This window comes from Oryzibacillus soli, assembly GCF_051594765.1.
Taxonomy (GTDB): domain Bacteria; phylum Bacillota; class Bacilli; order Paenibacillales; family NBRC-103111; genus Paenibacillus_AR.
Genome location: NZ_JBPPGJ010000004.1, coordinates 1 through 19,742, shown reverse-complemented (window position 1 = coordinate 19,742; position 19,742 = coordinate 1). Strand labels below are relative to the sequence as shown.

The 19,742-nt window shown below is 63.6% G+C and carries 17 protein-coding genes; all 17 read left to right on the top strand.

The features are described from left to right. The first annotated feature begins 149 nt into the window (after nt 1–149). The 17 genes from ACSEXW_RS06085 (at nt 150) to ACSEXW_RS06005 (ending at nt 19,570) form a co-directional block, all read left to right on the top strand. Nucleotides 150–1,766 carry a PucR family transcriptional regulator gene (locus tag ACSEXW_RS06085; RefSeq protein WP_438445224.1) on the top strand — a complete coding sequence of 539 codons (1,617 nt, stop codon included), beginning with the start codon at nt 150–152 and terminating at the stop codon, nt 1,764–1,766. Between the two features lie 49 nt (nt 1,767–1,815). After that, a complete protein-coding gene (locus ACSEXW_RS06080; protein WP_438445223.1) occupies nt 1,816–3,138 on the top strand; it encodes a 5'-deoxyadenosine deaminase in 1,323 nt (440 codons plus the stop codon). A 36-nt stretch (nt 3,139–3,174) separates the two neighbouring features. Further along, on the top strand, nt 3,175–3,846 hold the full coding sequence (locus tag ACSEXW_RS06075; RefSeq protein WP_438445222.1) for a nucleotidyltransferase family protein: 672 nt from the start codon (nt 3,175–3,177) through the stop codon (nt 3,844–3,846). A 194-nt stretch (nt 3,847–4,040) separates the two neighbouring features. Further along, nucleotides 4,041–5,096, top strand: coding sequence for an XdhC family protein (locus tag ACSEXW_RS06070; protein ID WP_438445221.1), 1,056 nt, complete (start codon nt 4,041–4,043; stop codon nt 5,094–5,096). Nucleotides 5,097–5,128: 32 nt separating this feature from the next. Then, complete coding sequence (locus ACSEXW_RS06065) at nt 5,129–6,034, top strand: FAD binding domain-containing protein (protein ID WP_438445220.1); 906 nt, start codon at nt 5,129–5,131, stop codon at nt 6,032–6,034. Beyond that, entirely contained in the window at nt 6,018–8,321 is a 2,304-nt protein-coding gene (pucD, locus tag ACSEXW_RS06060) for a xanthine dehydrogenase subunit D (protein WP_438445219.1), read from the top strand. Before ACSEXW_RS06065 ends, pucD begins: the two co-directional genes overlap by 17 nt. Beyond that, complete coding sequence (locus ACSEXW_RS06055) at nt 8,321–8,800, top strand: (2Fe-2S)-binding protein (protein ID WP_438445501.1); 480 nt, start codon at nt 8,321–8,323, stop codon at nt 8,798–8,800. The genes pucD and ACSEXW_RS06055 overlap by 1 nt, the downstream gene beginning before the upstream one ends. A gap of 102 nt (nt 8,801–8,902) precedes the next feature. Beyond that, complete coding sequence (locus ACSEXW_RS06050; RefSeq protein ID WP_438445218.1) at nt 8,903–10,039, top strand: BMP family ABC transporter substrate-binding protein; 1,137 nt, start codon at nt 8,903–8,905, stop codon at nt 10,037–10,039. After that, nucleotides 10,036–11,022, top strand: coding sequence for an aromatic ring-hydroxylating dioxygenase subunit alpha (locus ACSEXW_RS06045; RefSeq protein WP_438445217.1), 987 nt, complete (start codon nt 10,036–10,038; stop codon nt 11,020–11,022). Before ACSEXW_RS06050 ends, ACSEXW_RS06045 begins: the two co-directional genes overlap by 4 nt. A gap of 19 nt (nt 11,023–11,041) precedes the next feature. Next, entirely contained in the window at nt 11,042–12,907 is a 1,866-nt protein-coding gene (locus tag ACSEXW_RS06040; protein WP_438445216.1) for an adenine deaminase, read from the top strand. Beyond that, nucleotides 12,880–13,386 carry a 2-oxo-4-hydroxy-4-carboxy-5-ureidoimidazoline decarboxylase gene (uraD, locus tag ACSEXW_RS06035; RefSeq protein ID WP_438445215.1) on the top strand — a complete coding sequence of 169 codons (507 nt, stop codon included), beginning with the start codon at nt 12,880–12,882 and terminating at the stop codon, nt 13,384–13,386. Before ACSEXW_RS06040 ends, uraD begins: the two co-directional genes overlap by 28 nt. Before the next feature lie 61 nt (nt 13,387–13,447). Then, on the top strand, nt 13,448–13,801 hold the full coding sequence (gene uraH, locus ACSEXW_RS06030) for a hydroxyisourate hydrolase (RefSeq protein ID WP_438445214.1): 354 nt from the start codon (nt 13,448–13,450) through the stop codon (nt 13,799–13,801). A 97-nt stretch (nt 13,802–13,898) separates the two neighbouring features. Further along, nucleotides 13,899–15,317, top strand: coding sequence for an allantoinase AllB (allB, locus tag ACSEXW_RS06025; protein ID WP_438445213.1), 1,419 nt, complete (start codon nt 13,899–13,901; stop codon nt 15,315–15,317). After that, complete coding sequence (locus tag ACSEXW_RS06020; RefSeq protein ID WP_438445212.1) at nt 15,314–16,639, top strand: Zn-dependent hydrolase; 1,326 nt, start codon at nt 15,314–15,316, stop codon at nt 16,637–16,639. Before allB ends, ACSEXW_RS06020 begins: the two co-directional genes overlap by 4 nt. After that, on the top strand, nt 16,636–17,868 hold the full coding sequence (locus tag ACSEXW_RS06015; protein WP_438445211.1) for a pyridoxal-phosphate-dependent aminotransferase family protein: 1,233 nt from the start codon (nt 16,636–16,638) through the stop codon (nt 17,866–17,868). Before ACSEXW_RS06020 ends, ACSEXW_RS06015 begins: the two co-directional genes overlap by 4 nt. Nucleotides 17,869–18,060: 192 nt before the next feature. After that, on the top strand, nt 18,061–18,540 hold the full coding sequence (locus ACSEXW_RS06010; protein ID WP_438445210.1) for a CcdC family protein: 480 nt from the start codon (nt 18,061–18,063) through the stop codon (nt 18,538–18,540). 28 nt (nt 18,541–18,568) lie between these two features. Next, on the top strand, nt 18,569–19,570 hold the full coding sequence (locus ACSEXW_RS06005; RefSeq protein ID WP_438445209.1) for an LLM class flavin-dependent oxidoreductase: 1,002 nt from the start codon (nt 18,569–18,571) through the stop codon (nt 19,568–19,570). Nucleotides 19,571–19,742: the final 172 nt, after the last annotated feature.

Genomic DNA, 19,742 nt, shown 5'->3' with positions numbered 1-19,742 from the left:
TTTTTTTGCTCCAAAGGAAATTGTGTTAGATATAGTGACGCAAATCAGTTGCATGGTGAAGGTTTTGCCACTAAAATGATAGTTAATCTTACGTGAAGATTACATGGAAGACCTGGCTGGTTCCAAATCCGATGGTGCGGAGGTGCACGATGCATTTTACTGTAGAGCAAGCGCTGTCTGTCTACCCGCTGTCCGAAGGTAAGCTCATCGCAGGATCATCCGGCTTGAAGCGGGTGGTTCGGGCAATCAATGTGATGGATGCACCGGATATCGCCGACTGGATCAAGGAAGGAGAGATGGTCTTCACTACGGCCTACCTGTTCAAGGACCGTCCGCAGGATGCCTTGGAGCTGATCCGGAAGCTGGCCAGGCGGCGTTCGGCGGGGCTTGGGATCAAGCTGGGCCGCTTCTGGCAGGAGGTGCCGGCGGAGGTGGCGGAGCTGGCCGACCGGCTTGAATTTCCGGTGATTGCCCTGCCTTACGCCTTCACCTTCTCGGACCAGATGAACGGCCTGTTCCACGCGGAGATGAAGCGGGCGACCGGGGCCATGCAGGATGTGATGGAGAAGCAGGTTCGGCTGATGCGGTTCGCCTTGCAGTCCGAGCATTCCTCCGCACTCCTGTTCGACAAGGTATCCGAGGTGGTGGGGGTGCGGATGGCGGTTGTGACATCCGGTGGCCGGCTGATCTACAAGGGTGTGGACCTGGATGAGGGGGAGCTTCTCCAAGGCTGGCCATGGAGTGCCGTCCAAAGCCGCTTCCGGTTCGGCGGAGGTCAGGCGCTCCGCGTTCCTCTGCACCGAAGGGAACAGTGTGCGGGATTCGCCGTGTTCCTTCACCCCGGTGCTTATCTGAATGCTCCGGAGGAGGGGCTCTACGTCCAGGCGGCTGAATTGATCGCTTTCCACCTGAATAGACATGAGGAGGATCCGTTCCTGCAATCCGCATTCAAGGATATGGCCCTCTTGATCCGCAGGCATCTGAAGGGCGGGCTACCGGCGGATGCTCTGGAGGATTACGGAGGGAAGAACGGGGTGGAGCTGCTGGGGAATCCCTACCGCTGTATCCTGACGGATGTCCCGCATGATCCGGCCGGCCCGCGGGGGCGAATGGAGAAGCTGGAGCGGGTCAAGCTGGAATTGGCGGCCCTGCCGACGCTGAAGGAGAGGGGCGGCATTCATACGGTGCTGGAGGAAGGAGTCTTAAGTCTTCTGCCCGATGATCCGGCAGAGGGCGAAGGACGCCTGGAGGAGCTGCTTCGAATGGGGCTGTCAGGACTGGGCAAGAGCTCCCCAACGGCGGGCTGCCGGTCGGCCGTCAGCGTCCGGAAGCAGGGGGTTGGCGGGCTTAAGGAAGCGTTCCGGGAATGCGGGGAAACCCTCCGTTTATCCCGGGAATGGGGTATTGGGGACCGGGTGGTTTCGTTCGGGCAGCTGGATCTGGCTCTTGTATTCGAGCAGGTGCCGCGGGAGCGGATGGAGATCTACTGCACGCGCTGGCTGGGCCGGCTTCTGGAGGAGAAGCCGGACTACGCGCAGGAGATGCTCCGGACGCTGGAGACCTATCTGGACTGCGACGGGCAGTTGAATGAAACGGCCAAGCGGCTGTTTATCCACCGGAACACCGTGACCTACCGGATCGATAAGCTGGGAGAGCTCCTGCAGGTGGATTTTAAGAAGGTGGGCGATCTGATGAGGCTGAAGCTGGCCTTTTTGTTCCGGCGCATGCTGATCGGGGGATCGGAAGGGGCGGACCGGGCCGTGTAAAGGGGCGGTACCGTGATGCGAGACAACGGAGATTCGGGAGGGATGCGGGATGGCAACGAAGCTGATACGCAATGCGCTGATCCTTACGATGAATGCAGAGGATGAGATTGTGGAGGGCGACATTCTGATAGAGGGCAACCGGATTGCCAGAATCGGCACCGATATCCGGGACCGGGTGGATGAAGTGATCGAGGCGGGCGGGAAGGTGGTGCTTCCCGGATTCGTCCAGACCCATATTCATCTGTGCCAGACTCTGTTCCGGGGGCGGGCGGATGATATGGCCCTGATCGATTGGCTGCGCAAGCGGATATGGCCCTTGGAGGCGGCTCACGACAATGACTCGGTCTATTTCTCCGCCTTGTTGGGGTTGGGGGAGCTGATCCGCAGCGGAACCACCACGATCCTGGACATGGAGACGGTCCATCATACGGAATCCGCCTTCCTGGCCATCCAAGCCAGCGGGATGCGTGCCTTGTCGGGTAAGGTCATGATGGACCATGGCACGGAGGTTCCGGCGGCGCTGCAAGAGAAGACGGAGGAATCGCTCGCGGAGAGCGTACGGCTTCTGGAGCGCTGGAATGGGGCGGCCGGAGGCAGGATCTCTTACGCCTTTTGTCCCCGCTTCGTGGTCTCGTGCACGGAGGAGCTGCTGATCGGGGTCCGGGACTTGTCGGCTAAGTACGGCGTTATGGTGCACACCCACGCCTCGGAGAATGAGACGGAGATTGCGCTGGTGGAGGCGGAACGGGGGATGCGCAATGTGGTGTATCTGGACCACATCGGACTGGCGCGGCCCAATCTGATCCTGGCTCACAGCATCTGGCTCGACGAGGAGGAGAAGCGGATCATCCGGGAGCGGGGCGTGAAGGTGACCCACTGTCCGGGCTCCAACCTGAAGCTGTCCTCCGGCATCGCTTCCGTTCCGGGCCTCTTGGCGGACGGGGTGCCGGTGGGCATCGGCGCCGACGGAGCTCCCTGCAACAATAATCTGGACATGTACCAGGAGATGCGGCTGACCGCTCTTATCCACAAGGTGCAGCATGGGCCCACCGCCATGGATGCCAGAACCGTCCTTCGGATGGCCACCATGGGCGGCGCCAGGGTGCTGGGGCTGGAGGACTCCATCGGCAGCGTCGAGGTGGGGAAGCTGGCGGACCTGCAGCTTCTGGATCTGAATGACTTCCATGTCTACCCCTCCTTCGATGCCGACCTATACTCCCGCGTGGTCTACGCTGCGACCCGGGGGGATGTGGACACGGTCCTAATCGACGGAGAAACGGTCATGAGGGATAAGAGGGTTCGGACCATCGACAAGGATTATGTGCTCCGGGAATCGGACCGTGCGTTGAAGCGCCTGCTGACCCGGATCTAGTGGCGGCCGGCAATCGGGCAACCGGGAGGTGAAGTCATGAAGGTGGCGGGTCTGTATCTGGCCGCGGGGAAGGGCTCCCGCATGGGCAAGAGAAAGCAGGATCTGGCATGGACGGGAGCTCTACGCATGGGCGGCGCCGGGTTGGAGGCGATGATGGAGCTCGGGCTCGGGGCTGTAGCGGTTGTAGTGCGGACGGATGATCCGCTGCACTGGCTCCCCCTTGAACCGAGGAGAGTGGCTGTGCAAGCATACGATCGAGAGGCGCCGGCGGCGCCTTGGGTGATCGTCCCCTGCGAGGAGGCGGAGCAAGGACTGTCCCATTCGTTACGGAGGGGGCTACAAGCGCTGGAGGCTTGGGCGCCCGACGCTGTGCTCGTTCAGCTGGCCGATCAGCCCTTCGTTACGGCGGAGTGGCTGTGCGGGCTGCTGTCGATGTATCGGAGCCGGCCGGGTCTGCAGTACGCCGCGAGCGGCATTGGAGAAGCGGCTACTCCTCCCGCGGTATTGTCGTGGCGGATGTGCGCCGATGCCATGAAGCTGTTGACCGGAGACCGGGGGGCGGGGGTGCTGATCGCCTCAGGCCGCTATGCGGGCCGGGTGGCGGTTCCTGCGGATCCGGGAATGCTGTTCGATGTGGATACGCCGGAGGATCTGGCGGCTGCACGCGTACGGGCAGGAGCGATGGGGAGTATTCCAGGGGTGGAATGAAGCGGAAAATCGGAGTATTGTCAGTATAACTAACACAAACCAGACGATTTTTATGCGAGATGCATAAATTTCGTCTATTTTTTTGTCAATGAACACAAAACGGTGTTATAATAATTGACGTAAACATAACATTTTCATATAGTGATTCTAAGATTTTTTGGAGAATAAACCAAACCTGACAAGGAGGCGTCGGTATGGAGGGCATTCATGAACTGTTTCAAAGGTGGCATGCGGGGGATCAGGAGCGGTATGCAGTGGCCACTCTGCTTGCGGTTAAGGGTCATTCCTACCGGAAGCCCGGCGCCCTCATGCTGTTCGGAAGCGACGGTCCTGCAGCCGGAGTCTTAAGTCCGGGCTGTCTGGAGGCGGACCTGGCGGAGCATGCGCGAGCGGTGATCGAGAGCGGCCACGCGGCCACGGTTACCTACGATTTGGATGAAACGGAGGATCCCGTATGGGGGGAGCCGGCATTCTGCGGAGGCTCGGTCACGGTGCTGCTGGAGCCGCTGGAGGGGGAGCTGAAGGAGGCGCTGCTCCAGCTCCGGTATTGGATCGACCAGGGCAAGGAGGTCGTCTTCAACCGTATTCTGGATCACCGGGGCCGGGTGCAGGCGTACCGGCTCATTGAAGAGGGCGGGACCAGCAAACGGTTCGGCCGGGTGGTTCGCTCGTATTGGACCTGGTCGGCCCGATACGGTCCCAAGCCTCGGATCCTTCTCTTCGGAGGAGGGCCGGAACGGCTTCCCGTAGCGGAGCTGGCGGTTCAATCGGGCTTCCAGGCTGTCTTGGCCGATTGGCGGGAACGAAGCGGCGGCCCGGAGCAGGAAGCGGCCGATATCAGCCGGGTCCTTGCTCCCGTAACGGAGCTGATCGATGCGGTAAAGCCGGGACCGCGGGACCGGGTTCTGCTGTTAAGTCATCATTATCAGCATGACCGAAGCCTGCTGGAGCAGCTTGTTGCCCTGCCGGTCCGATATATTGGGATCCTGGGATCCCGGATGCGGGTGTCCAGGCTGCTGGAGAATCTGGCTGCACCGGAGGATCCCCGGATCCATGGGCCGGTCGGCTTGGCCATCGGGGCGGAGGGTCCCATGCAGATCGCAGTCAGCATCGTCGCGGAGCTCATCGCCGATGCGGCATCGGAAGCGCGCAGCGGGACTGCAGGCGGGATCCGGGACGGCCGGCAGACGCGCAGGAGCGTCGGGGACCGGCAGATGCTTCGAAGCTGTCCGGTGAAGGACGTGAAATAGGACGAAGGGGAATCTGCAGGAGGTGGAGCAGCATGGCGATGGAATCGGAACGGTTGTCCGCCGGGGGGAAGAAGACGGTGCTCTGGCGGCCGAATACCCTGGAGGAAGCGTGGCAATGCAAGCGCCGGTTCGGGGAGGCAGCCTTGTATGTGGCCGGAGGAACCTGGCTGCGGACCCGTTGGGAGGCGGAGCTTGCTCCGATGCCGGAGCATGTGGTCAGCCTGGAGAGCATTGCGGCTCTTCGATCTCTGCATCTTCAGCGGGACGGTCATCTGACAGTGGGCTCGGCTGTTCGGATGGCGGAGCTCCTGAAGCACGAGGCGGTGCGGTTTGCCAGTCCGCTTCTGCGGATGGCTGCTGCCAAGATCGCCGCTCCCTCGGTAAGGAATCAGGCGACGGTCGGGGGAAACGTGATGACGGGGACCGGAGATCTGCTGCCGGCGCTTCTGGCCTCGGATGCCGTGCTTATGGTGTACGACGGCAGAAGGACGGACCGGATACCGGTCTCGGATTGGCTCTCCCTATCCTTTCGTCCCGCGGAGCTGCTGCTGGTTGGCATGAAGCTGCCTGCCCTGCCGGCTTCTGCAGTTCCCTTCTTCCACAAGATCGGAAGAAGAGAGCGGTTCTCCCCGGCGGTGCTGACGGTGTCCGGCTGGTTCCAGACCGGGGAGGGAGGACGGATCGACGAGGTGAGGCTGGCGGCGGGCGGCGGTTCCATGCGGCCGCTGCGGCTCAAGCGGTCGGAGGAGGTGGCCCGCTGGAGTCATCCGGACCAGGCGGCCCCGGGTGTTTACCTGGCGGTAGAAGCGGAGATGCCGGATTTCAGCGATGATTATGCGCCGGCGGTCTACCGCAAGCGGACGGCGGCCAATCTGACGGCGGCGGAGCTGTACCGGCTGGGGCGAAGAGGAGGTGACGGCCATGAGGATGGATCGTGATACCCATAAGGACCGATGGATGATTCGGCCCGACGGGAAGGACAAGGTGACCGGCAAGCTCCGGTACCTGACGGACTTGAGCGTGCCCGGTATGCTCTATGGAAGAGTGCTCCGCAGCCGGCATCCCCATGCTCTGATCCTGGCGGTGGATACGCGGGAGGCAAAGGCGGTGCCGGGGGTGCTGGCGGTGCTGACGGCCAAGGACGTGCCGGGCTGGAACCGTTTCGGCATCTCCAAGCCGGACCAGCCGGTCTTCTGCGACACCCGGGTCCGCAACGTCGGAGACGCCGTAGCGGCGGTGGCGGCGGAGTCGCCAGAAGCGGCGGAAGCCGCCCTCCGGCTGATCCGGGTGGACTACGAGCCTCTCCCCGGCGTCCACGACCCGGAGAAGGCGTTGGAGGCGGATGCGGTGAAGCTGCATCCGGAGGGGAATCTCCTTCACTCCACGTCCGTCTCGAAGGGGGAAGTGGAGTCGGCCTGGGCCTCCTGCGTCCATATCGTGGAGGAAACCTATTATACCCCCCGGCAGCTTCATCTCTATATGGAAACAGAGGGCGGACTCTTCGTTCCCGAGGAGAACGGCAGACTTACGGTGTACTCGCCCACACAGCACGGGTACAAGGACCGGATGCAGCTGGCCCGGATTCTGGCCGTGCCCGAGCCCTCCATCCGGGTGGTGTCGAGCCCCATCGGCGGCTCCTTCGGCGGTAAGGATGAGCTGAACATTCAACCTTACGGCGCTCTGCTGGCCTTGGCCACGGGGCGTCCGGTGAAGATTCACAACAGCCGGCGGGAATCCATGCGGACCAGCATCAAGCGGCACCCGATGAAGATCCGGATGAGAACAGGGGCAGATGCGGAGGGGCGGCTCATCGCCCATGAGGTCCATATTCTGGCCGATACGGGGGCCTATGCCACCTTGGGGCGGGAGGTGCTCCAATTCGCAACGGAGCATGCGGCGGGGGCTTACCGCATTCCCCACGTGGAGATCCGGGGGCGCAGCGCCTATACCAACAACGGGGTGGCCGGCGAGTACCGGGGCTTCGGCGGCAACCAGGTGATCTTCGCCGTCGAAGGGCAGATGGACCGCCTTGCGGAGAAGCTGGGAATGGACCCGTGGGAATTCCGGCGGCTCAATCTTCGGCACCGGGACGATCCGGGGCCCTTGGGGCAGATCATCGTACCGACGGACGGAGCGCTACAGGTGTGGGAGAAGGCGGCGGCCTCGCCGCTGATGAAGCTCCGGGGCATGCCGGAGCGGGGGGAACTGCCGTGGCTGCGCCGAGGCGTGGGGGCAGCCGTGGTCATGCACGGCGGCGGCCTGGGCCATGGGATCCCGGATCCCGCCGGTGGGCGGCTCTCCCTGACCCGGGACGGCCGCATCGAAGCCGCCTTCGGCTTCGAGGAGTTCGGTCAAGGGATCCTGTCCGTGCTGACGCTGCTCGTGAAGGAGCGGTTCGGCTGCAGCGCGGAGGACATCCAGATCGCCATCGGCGATACGGACGCCGTCCCTCATACGGGCTCCGCCACCGCTTCCCGGGCGACGGCCATGGCCTGGCAGGCGCTGCAGAAGCTGGCGCCGGACTTCGAAGATAAGGTGCTGGGAGCGGCGGCCAAGCGGACGGGAAGGCCGTCCTCCTCCATGCGGCTGGGACCAGGCGGGATCTGGCTGAAGGAGGTGCGGGAGGAGGGTGCGGACGAGATGGGGCCGGTGATGACCTACGCCGCCTTAAGCGGCTGGCTGGGGGAGCCCGTGGTCTCGGAGACCACCTTCGCCTTTCCCGTCACGCCGACGCCGGATCCGGTGCCGGGCTCCCATTTTCTCTACACGTACGGCTCTGTGGTGGTAGAGGTGGAGGTGAACCTCCTGACCGGCAAGGTCCAGGTGCTGCGGACCGATCATGCGGTGGCGGCGGGTCCGGTGGTGAATCCCATGGGCTTCCTCGGACAGATCGAAGGCGGCAGCATCATGGCACTAGGCTTTACCTTGACCGAGGACGTCGTGATGCAGGAAGGGGAGTATGTTCGCGGACAGCTGGACACTTATATGATTCCGACTGTGGCGGATATCCCGGAGGTGGTGCGGGTCGAAGCGGTGGAAGAGCTGCCCGAAGGGGATGCTTTTGGTCCCCGGGGCGTCGGGGAGATCGGGACCGTGGCGCTTGCCCCGGCAGTGGCGGCCGCGATCCGGGATGCCTGCGGCCAATGGGTGGAGCGCCTGCCGGTGAAGCCGGAGCGGTTGGCGGCAAGCTGGATGGAAGTCATGGAAAAGGGAGTGACGGTATGATGATCGAAACCGGATTCCGGTTGGCCTGTACGATCAACGGCATAGAGGTGAAGCGGACTGTGGGGCCCATGACCCGGGTGCTGGACCTTCTCCGGTCGGATCTGGGTCTGACGGGAACCAAGCCGGGCTGCGAGGCGGGCCGCTGCGGCGCTTGTATGGTGCTGGTGGACGGGGAGCCGATGAACGCCTGCCTGCTCATGGCCTATCAGATTGACGGCAAGAGCATCGTCACCTCGGAGGGTGTGGCGGAGGAAGAGCTTCATCCGATCCAGACGGCGCTTCTCGAGGAGGGCGGGCTGCAATGCGGCTATTGCACGCCGGGGATGGTGGTCAGCCTGAAGGGCTTGTTCGACCGGGAGGCGGCGCCCACCCGCGAAGAGATTCTGGAGGCGTTAAGCGGCAACTTATGCCGGTGCACCGGCTATGAAGGGATCCTGAGAGCCGCGGTCCGGCTGGCGACGGGGTGCAAGGTGGAATAGACGGAGGAAACGACCGGAGTCCGCAGACAGGCTCGAGATGCGCGATGACCACAGAGAGAAGGAACGTCCCTAGCGTTCCAACCATAGGGAGGAAACCTGCATATGAGAAAAGGGTTGCTGTTGTTGGTTGCATTCGCGCTTGTTCTTGTTACGGCCTGTTCCAGCGATGCAGGCTCCTCCGGAACGTCTTCTCCCGCAGCCACGGCTGCGGCTCTCAGCCCGGCGGCTTCGCCGCAAGCGGGGATCGGGAAGCCGAGAGTCGCTTTCGTCTATCTCGGGGTACCCGGGGACGGCGGCTGGACCTTCGAGCATGACAAGGGCCGCTTGATGATGGAGAAGGAGCTGGGGATCAAGGCCACCTTCGTGGAGAATGTCCCCGAGGGTCCCGACGCCGAACGCGTCTTTACGGAGCTGGCGGAGAAGAACGATGTGGTCATCGGCACGAGCTTCGGCTACATGGACTATATGGTGAACGTGGCGAAGAAGTTCCCCAAGGTGAAGTTCCTCCACGCCACCGGCTACAAGACGGCCGCCAATCTGGCAACCTACATGGGCCGCGAATACCAGAGCGCCTACCTGGTCGGCATGGCGGCCGGCAGGATGACCAAGAACAACAAGCTGGGCTATGTGGGGGCCTATCCGATTCCGGAAGTCATCTATACGATCAACGCCTTCACGCTGGGCGCCCAAAGCGTCAATCCCAACGCAGAGGTCAGCGTGGTATGGAGCAATACCTGGTACGATCCGGCGACGGAGCGCCAGGCGGCCATCAGTCTGCTGGATAAGGGCGTCGACGTTCTGGCGGCCTACCAGGATTCCCCGGCCAGCATTCAAGCGGCGGCGGAACGGAGCGTCTGGGGAATCGGCAACGACTCCGACATGAGCCGCTTCGCGCCGGACTTCTATATCTCGAACCCGATGTGGAACTGGGGACCGTACTACGTGAAGACCGTAAAGGCCGTCATGGACGGCACCTGGAAATCGGAGAGCTATTGGGGACCCATGAAGGACGGCATTACCGACATCGCACCCTTCGGCAAAAACGTGCCCCAGGACGTCAAGGACTTGGTGCAGAAGAAGAAGGATGAGATTTTGGGCGGCTCCTTCGAGGTCTTCAAGGGCCCGATCTCCAATCAGGACGGCAAGGAAGTGGTGCCAGCCGGCCAGACGATGAAGGACGAGGACATCCTGAACATGACCTGGTTCGTCAAGGGCATTAAGGGGACGATCCCGAAATGAGGACCTTGGTGGAGGATCCCGCGCTCTCGGGCCGGTGGCACCCGGCGGCGAGAAGCGCAGACGTCGGAACGGAGCCCGTACCCGTTACTGTCCTCGGCGTGAAGCTTGTTCTGTTCCGCAGCTCCCAAGGGGTGCACGCCTTCCGCGATCTGTGCGTGCACCGGGGAGTCCCCCTCTCCCTGGGCCGGGTGGAGGGAGAGGAGCTCGTATGCGCGTACCACGGCTGGCGGTACGATACGTGCGGCGCCTGCGTATGGATTCCGGCGCTGCCGGAAGGGCAGGCCATTCCGTCCAAGGCCAGGACGGCCGCATACGGGTGTATGGAACGGGAAGGGCTGGTCTGGGTCTGTATCGGGGAGCCCGAGGCTCCGGAGCCGGAGCTGTCCGGTCTGATCGACCGGGAGCTGCTGTCCATCCTGATGGGCCCATATCCGGTTCAGGCATCGGCCCCCCGGGTGATCGAGAATTTCCTCGATGTCTCCCATTTGATGTTCGTTCACGAGGGGCTGTTGGGTGACAGCGCCCATGCTGAGATCGGCGAATACCAGATGACGTCCGGGGCGGACGGGATTCTCCGGTCCGACGAGATCGAGATCTACCAGCCGGACCCGGACGGAAGAGGTCTAGGCGTCACAAACCGCTATATATATGAAATCATAAGCCCCCTCTTCGTCAGGCTGACGAAGCGCACGGCCGGCACCGATGAGGTGTTCCACCTGTTCCTGATGGTGAACCCGGATTCAGAGACCGCCTGCACCGCCTATATGCTCCAGCTCCGGAATTATGCTCCGGAGGTGCCGGACCAGGTCTTCATCGATTTCCAGGACCGGCTCCTGGAGCAGGACAAACGGATCGTGGAGAACCAGAAGCCGGAGCTGCTTCCGTTGGATCTCCAGGCGGAGCTGCACCTGAAGTGCGACCGGGTCAGCATCGCGTACCGCAAATATTTGTTGGATGCGGGCGTCACGTTCGGCACCGAGTGAGGGAGAAGGAGGAGCCCGTATGAAACGAAGCATCGGACCATTCAAAAGAGAGCCCTTGGCTGACGTCCTGCCGGAGCTTCTGGCAACAGCAAGGGGAGAGCGGCCGGCCACGCTGGTGGTGAAGAACGGCAACCTGGTCAATGTCTGCTCCGGGGAGGTTCTCCCGGGCATGTCCGTGGCGGTCTGCGGCTCCCGGATCGCCTATGTGGGCAAGGACGTCAGCCGTTATATCGGAGGAGAGACGGTCGTCATCGATGCGGCCGGTCGGTATGTCACGCCTGGACTGCTCGATGGTCATTGCCATATCGAGAGCGCCCAGATGACGGCCGGTCCCTTCGCAAGAGCCGTATTGCCTCACGGGACGACGGGAGGCTTCTTCGATCCCCACGAGATCGTCAACGTGCTGGGGTTGGATGGGCTCCGGCTTCTCCTGGAGGAGGCGCGGGGGACGCCGCTGGCGGCATACCTGCAGGTGCCCTCCTGCGTGCCGTCCACCGGTCCCGAGCTGGAGACCTCCGGAGCATCCATCGGACCGGCGGAGGTGGCGGAGGCCTTCACCTGGGGGCCGGACGTCATAGCGTTGGGCGAGGTGATGAATTTCCCGGGCGTCGTATACGGCGACGGCAAGATGATCGGGGAGATCCAAGCCACCCTCCGCGCAGGCAAAATCGTAGACGGCCACTTCACCTGGCCGGCCTCCGATTGGCGGCTGCCAGTCTATGCGGCCGCCGGCATCACCGGCGATCACGAGTGCGTGACCCCGGAGGATGTAGTGGAGCGCGTGCGGCTCGGCATGTACGCGAAGCTGCGGGAGGCCTCCGCCTGGCAGGATGTGGCCCGGACGATCCGGGCCCACACGGAGCTCGGCATCGCCGCCCGGCGGATCCTCCTGGTGACGGACGACCGAAGCTCCGTCTCTATCCTGGAGGAGGGGCACATGGATCATGTTCTCCGGGTAGCGATCCGTCAAGGGCTCAACCCGGTGACGGCATTCCAGATGGCGACGCTCAATACGGCGGAGCGCTTCGGAGTGTCGCAGGATGTGGGCTCCGTCACCCCCGGCCGCTATGCGGATCTGCTGATCCTGGACGGACCGCTCGCGGACGTGAAGCCGGCTGTGACCATCGCGGCGGGGCGGGTGGCGGCCGAGAACGGGCGGATGACGGCGGAGTGGGAGCCTTACGTATTCCCGGCCGCGGCCAAAGCCACGGTGAAGCTGGCGCCGGACTTCTCGGAGAAGGACTTCGCCGTTGCGGCCCCCATCTCTTCCGGCATGGCTACAGCCCGTGCCATCCAGGTGCTGGAGAACCATGCGGAGACCCGGGAAGCCTTCGTCAGGATCCCCGTTGAGAACGGTTCGGCCAAGATCGCTCCGGCCTCGGGCTTGTGCAAGATGGCCGTGGTCGAACGGCATCATGGAAGCGGAGCCCGCTCGGTGGGCTTCGTCACCGGCCTCGGCTTCCGTCAGCCGGCGGCCATCGCCATGACCGTAGCCCATGACAGCCACAATCTGCTGGTCATCGGCAGCGACGACGGCCGGATGGCCGAAGCGGCCAACGCGGTGGTCCGCGCCCAAGGCGGCATCGCGGTGTCGCTGGCGGACGGCTCGCTGACGCTTCTTCCGCTGCCTGTGGCGGGGCTGATGTCCGATTCGCCTCCGGAGGAGGTGGCCGCCGGTTACAAGGCGGTGGGTGATGCTCTTGCAGAGGCGGGCTGTAAGCTGAATGCGGCGCTGATGACCATCTCGCTGCTGGCGCTGGTCGTCATTCCCGAGCTCCGGCTGTCGGATCAGGGACTGGTCAAGATTTCGCCGGAGGGCATCCGCAAGGTGCCGCTCTTCGTAGAGGAGGAAGCGGAATGGGCCGATGGACGCTGCGTGAGCTGAACGGCTGGGACCGGGAGGAATTCGCGGCCCGACTGGGAGGCCTCTTCGAGCACTCCCCCTGGGTGGCCGAGGAGGCCTGGCTGAGCCGCCCCTTCTCCAGTGCGGAGGAGCTTCACGGCGCCATGCTTCAGGTGGTGGACGAAGCCGGCGGGGAGGCGCAGCTGACACTGCTTCGGGCCCATCCGGATCTGGGCGCCCGGATTGCCATGACGGACGACTCCCGAAAGGAGCAGTCCGGCGCAGGGCTGGACCGGCTGGATCGCCGTGAGTACAGGTATCTGTTAGCTTTGAACCGGCTGTACAAGGCCAAGTTCGGCTTCCCCTTCATCATCGCGGTGAAAGGGAAGAGCAAGGAGGACATCATCGCCTCCATGAGGGAGCGCTGCCGCAGCGGACGGGAAGCCGAGCTGGCGCGGGCGCTTCAGGAGGTAGGCCGTATCACCCGGTTCCGGCTGGAGGATGCGGTGTCGCCAGATTAACGGAGGCAGCCGAGGCCTATGCCGGAAGAGCGGCCTGCCGGGGAGGAATGGAGGAAGTCGGATGGGAGGCTGCATCACCACACACGCGTTGGACTTATCCAAGGGTAAGCCGGCCGCCGGCTTAAAGGCGGAGCTTTGGTTCGCTGGCCCGGGGGGAGAGGCGGACGGCACCCTGTGGCAACGGCTGGCAACCGTTACCCTGAACCGGGACGGCAGGGCGGAAGCCCCGCTGGCCTCCGGGCTTGCGGCAGGGGTGTATGAGCTGCGCTTCGGCGCAGGCGATTATTTCGGCTCGGAAGCAAGCGGCTTTCTGGGAACGGTGCCCGTCCGATTTACGGTGACCGATCCGGAGAGCCATTATCATATTCCTCTCCTGGTATCGCCGGGAGGCTACAGCACTTATAGGGGAAGCTGAACGGAAGGAAGACCCTTGGAGCGGGCTTCGGCCCTTTCAAGGCTGCCATGACGCTGTCCATGGGAGGACATCGCTATTTCAGGATAGGGGTGGAAGCATGGGATGGAGCTTGGATCGGATCGTGAAGAACGGAAGAGTGTTGATAGCGGATGACATGATGGAGTGGGACATCGGCATCAAGGATGGGCGGATTGCCCGTCTGGCGCCCTCGATTCCGGCGTCGGAGGCGAAGGAGAGGCCGGTTGACGCGGGCGGCTGCTGGGTGCTACCCGGGGTGGTGGACGCCCACGTCCACTTGAATGAGCCCGGAATGGGACATTGGGAGGGCTTCGCCGCCGGCTCGTCAGCTCTGGCAGCGGGCGGGGTGACGACGTACATCGATATGCCGCTGAACGGACTGCCGCCCACCGTGGATCTCCGGGCGCTGGAGCTGAAGCTGAAGGCGGCGTCGGAAGCGGGTTCGGCCGTCGACTATGCCCTGTGGGGCGGCTTGGTGCCCGGCAATCTGGACCGGCTGGAGGAGCTCCACCGGGCGGGGGTGGCCGGGTTTAAGGCTTTCCTGTCTGCGCCCGGCGGAGAGGGCGAGGAGGCCTTCCGCGAGGTGGACGACGTGACGCTCTTCGAAGGCATGGCCCGGATCGCCAAGCTGGGCGGGGTGCTGGCGCTCCACGCGGAGAGCGAGTCCATCACCTCCAGATTGGGCTCCCGGGCGGTGGCGGAAGGCCGGCTGTCCGCCCGCGATTTCGCCGCCTCCCGTCCGGTGCTGGCCGAGGTGGAGGCCGTGGGCAGAGCCCTGCTCTTCGCCGAGATGACCGGATGTGCCGTCCACTTCGTCCACATCAGCTCGGCCTCCGCGGTGGAACGGATCCACAAGGCCCGCGAGCACGGACTGAACGTATCGGTGGAGACGTGCCCCCACTATCTGGCCTTGAAAGAGGAGGATATGGAGGAGCTGGGACCCGTCGCCAAGTGTGCGCCTCCTCTGCGTTCGGAGCGGGAGCAGGAGAAGCTGTGGGACGCGGTCCGCAAAGGCCGGATCGATCTCATCGCATCGGATCACTCCCCCTGTCCGACGGAGCTGAAGACAGTGGGCGAAGGCGGGTTCTTCGGCGCTTGGGGAGGCATCTCCGGGGCGCAGAGCACGCTGGAGCTGATGGTGACGGAGGGGACCCTGAAGCGGGGCATCCCGCTGTCCCGAATCAGCAGGATGCTATCCTATGCGCCGGCCCGGCGGTTCGGCCTCTATCCCCGCAAGGGGGCGATTGCCGTAGGCGCAGACGCGGATCTGGTGCTGCTGGACCCGAACCGCAGCTATACGCTGCAGCCGGAGCATCTCTTGTACCGCCACCGGCACAGCCCTTATATCGGCTATACCTTCGGCGCCCGGGTGACGGCTACCCTGTGCCGGGGGGTTATGGTTTACGAGTTGGACCGGGGGATCTTGGCTCCGGGAAAGGGGACGTGGCTCCGCCACGGTGGCCCCGCACATACGACAGGAAGGGTGGATGCAGGATGAATCCGAAGGAGATCCGGCGGGGTGCAGCGCCCGTACGGGACCGGTATGTACTGGCCGGCACCGCGCACCGCAGATGGAACCGCGAGGAATTGGCCAAGGACGCAGAAGCGTGGATTGCGTGGCTGGCACAATACGGGGGAGAAGAAGGAGGCGGGGTGACTCGTCTCCTGTACGATAAGGCTTGGCAGAGCGCCCGTGCGGCCTTGGCCGACCGGATGGGGGAGATGGGCTTCTCGGTCCGGGCCGACCGGACCGGCAATACCTTCGGCAGGCTGGAAGGCACAAGCGGGAACCCGGGCGCCATCGGGGTTGGCTCCCACTTCGATACGGTCCGCAGCGGCGGCCGGTATGATGGAGCTTACGGCATCGTGGCCGGCCTGATGGCGGCGGATCTGCTCCGCCGATTGTACGGCCCGCCCGTACGCAGCATCGAAGTGGCCGCCTTCTGCGAAGAGGAGGGAAGCCGCTTCCCGTTGGCGTACTGGGGCTCCGGCTCTCTGACCGGAGCGCGGACGCATGCGGATATCGCCGCGCTGAAGGACCCGGAAGGCATCCGCTTCCCGGAAGCGATGGCCGCCGCCGGCTTCGGCCGGGAGGATCAGCCCGAGCCCTGCGGGACGGATTGGACCCATTATCTGGAGGTCCATATCGAACAGGGGCCGGTGCTGGAGGCCGAAGGCTTGTCCATCGGCATCGCCGAAGTCATCGTCGGACAGAAGCGGTTCGCCTTCACCGTCCGAGGCAGCGCCAACCATGCGGGTACGACCCCGATGGGACAGCGCTCCGACGCCTTGGCGGGAGCGGCGGCCATGGCCGTGGCGCTGGAGGACATGGCGCTCTTGAACGGCGAGCCCTTGGTCGCAACGGTCGGACGGATGGAGGTCTACCCCAATACGCCCAACGTGGTGCCGGGCGAGGTCCGGTTCACCGCCGACGTCCGGCATTCGGACGGAGAAGCCTTGGAGGCCTTCTGCGACCGGATGGAGGAGCGGTTTCGCCGCATTGCGGAAGCCCGGGGACTGTCCCTGGAGTCGTCGCTGTGGGTGAATACCGCGCCGGTGCCCTTGGACGCCGTGCTGGCGGCCAAGGTGGAGCGGTCGGCCCTGGCCTGCGGCATGAAGTACCGCCGCATGCCCAGCGGAGCCGGCCACGATGCCCAGATGATCCAGGCCGTATGCCCGTCGGCTCTGGTGTTCGTACCGAGCCGGGGCGGCATCAGCCATTCGCCCGAGGAATACACGGCACCCGAGCATCTCGCAGAGGGCGTGCTGGTCCTGACCGATCTTCTGTACAAGCTGGCGTACGAGGTGAGGACCACATGAGACGGATTCCCGACTGGTCGCCGCCCTTGCGCACCATCATGACCCCGGGACCGGTGGAGGTGGACCCGCGAGTCCTGCGGGCCTTATCCTATCCGATCCTGGGGCAGTTCGATCCCGCGTTCACCGGCTTGATGAATGAAACGATGGAGCTGCTCCGGGAGCTGTTCGAGACCGGTAACCGGTGGGCCTTCCCCATCGACGGGACCTCACGGTCGGGCATTGAGGCGGTGCTCTGCAGCACCATCGAGCCCGGAGATAAGGTTCTGGTGCCGATCTTCGGCCGGTTCGGCTACCTTCTCCAAGAAATCGCAGAGCGATGCGGTGCGGATACCGTCGTGCTGGAGAAGGAGTGGGGGACGGTCTTCGATCCGGAGGAGGTCATCCGGGCCATCCGGAAGGAGCGCCCCCGGATCGTGGCCATCGTCCACGGAGAGACGTCTACGGGCCGGATGCAGCCCTTGGAGGAGATCGGACGGGCATGCCGGGAGCTGGATGTGCTCCTCATCGTGGATGCGGTGGCCACCATCGGCGGCGTGCCGGTCCGGACGGAGGACTGGATGCTGGACGCCGTCATCGGCGGCACGCAAAAATGCCTCTCCGTTCCTTCGGGCCTGGCCCCCGTCACCTACAACAGCCGCGTGGAGGAGAAGGTCCTCCGCCGCAAGAAGATCGAGCGGGGCATCGCTCCTCCGGGAACCGTATGGGAGCCGGCAGGGATTCCGGTGCGAAGCAACTACTTCGATCTCGGCATGCTGCAGGACTATTGGAGTCCCGCGCGCTTGAACCATCATACGGAGGCCACCTCCATGCTCTACGCGCTCCGGGAGGGGCTCCGGATCGTGCTGGAGGAGGGGCTGACGGAACGGTTCGCCCGGCACCGTCTCCAGGAGCGGGCGCTTATGGCGGGGCTACAGGCTATGGGGCTGCCGCTGTACGGCGATCCGTCCTGCAAGCTGCCGGTGGTCACGTGCGTGGAGATCCCGGACGGAATCCCCGACGAGCCGGTCCGGGGCATGCTGCTGGAGCACTTCGATATGGAGATCGCCGGCTCCTTCGGACCGTTGAAGGGCCGGATCTGGCGGATCGGCACCATGGGCTTCAGCGCCCGGAAGTCCAATGTCCTCCGCTTCCTCGGCGCTTTCGAAGCCGTGCTGCTCCATCAGGGCCTGAAGCTCCCGGCCGGAGAGGGTGTCCAAGCGGCGCTTGGCGTCTACGGCACACCGGGGTGATGCGCTCTTCGTCCTACTATTCTTTTATATCCAAACGGCAGGCCGGGTAAGTTCCGGGATGCCGTTTTGGCGTTCCGGGGCCGATCCATTTAACATGGCGTTCCGATTGTGGTATAACGGAATAGATGCTTTCCCTATCGAACGTATAAAAATATCCTGCTTATCTCCGATTATGAACAGGAGAGTTCAGCCATGACGACGGCGCAGCAGCTAGGCACCATGCTCATTCCTTTATTTGCGGGCATTATGGTTATTTTTTTGAGAATGAGGGCATCCGGCAAGCCCACGAACCTTCGGAAGATCATCATTCCTCCCATCGGCATGTCGACGGGCTTCATGATGTTCGTAGCGCCGCAGACCCGAATACCTTGGACCTGGGGCCTCACGGCCTTCCTGGCGGGAGCGGTGCTTTTCTCCTACCCGCTGATCCGCAGCACGCGATTAGAGCTGACGGACGGCATCGTTTACCTCCAGCGCTCCAAAGCGTTCCTCTGGATCATCATCGGCATGCTGGCGATCCGGATCGCCCTGCACGATTGGGTGGAGCAGCATATCACCGTCGTGCAGACCGGTGCCGTCTTTTACCTCCTGGCGTTCGGGATGATTCTGGTGTGGCGTGCCGCCATGCTGAAGGCGTTCCTGAATCTGACCGGAGGACGCATCAAAGGATAAGATCTACTTGTGTCAGGAGGAATACCGGATGAAGCTCAGTATCTTGGATCATACCCAGATCAGCGAGGGGCGCTCCGTGGCGGATGCGCTCTCCGAATCGCTGCAGCTGGCGCAGGAAGCCGAACGGCTGGGCTACCGCCGGTTCTGGATGTCCGAGCACCACGGCTCCAAGGCTCTGGCATCCTCCAGCCCGGAGGTGCTGGCGGCCCACATTGCGGCAGGCACATCGACGATCCGCGTCGGTACCGGCGGGGTGATGCTGCCTCATTACAGTGCATACAAGGCTGCGGAAAACTTCCGCCTGCTGGAGGCCCTCCATCCCGGACGTATCGACATGGGACTGGGGCGGGCTCCGGGAGGCATGCCTCTTGCCAGCCGGGCTCTGCAGGAAGGCAAAGCCTCCTCCGTACACGAATATCCTAGGCAAGTGGCGGACTTGATCGGATATCTTCGGGACAGCTTGCCCGAGGGACACCGTTTCTCAGGACTGACGGCGGCTCCGATCGTCCCGACCGTGCCGGAGATGTGGCTACTGGGCTCCAGCGGGGAGAGTGCTAGGCTTGCCGCGGAGCTGGGGGTCTCCTTCGCGTTCGCCGAGTTTTTCGGATCTCCAGGAGGGGAGGCGGCCATTCGTCATTACAAGGAGCGGTTCCGCCCTTCCGCCATACAGCAGGAGCCCCGGTCGATGATTGCCGTTCTGGCCATCTGCGCCGATACCCGGGAAGAAGCGGAGCACCTCGCCTCCTCCCAGGAGCTGTTCTTTCTCCGGCTGACCCGGGGTCAGGAGCTGCCTTGGATCCCGTCGGTCGAGACGGCGCTCTCGTATCCCTATACCCCTTTCGAACAGTCCGAGCTGGAGGAGAAGCGGAGACACCGCAACGTCGGGACGCCGGAAGAGGTAAAGGCGAAGCTGGAGGCGCTCAGCGCCCGCTATGATGCCGACGAATTAATGGTGGTGGTGCCGGTGCATGACTTTGAAGCAAGGCTGCGGTCCATCCGCCTGTTGGCGGAAGTGTTCGGAATGGGTTGAAACGGTTTGAAGCCGGTCCGGTTGGACCGGCTTTTTTGTATAAGAAAACCCCCAGTTCGACTGGGGGTTCAGGAAGCTTATAGCTATGAGTAGTCAATCCTTTGAACTCGATGATAAAATTTTAGCCGGTCTGCCAACCGCTAAAAAGTATCGAAGGAGAACAAAGGATGGA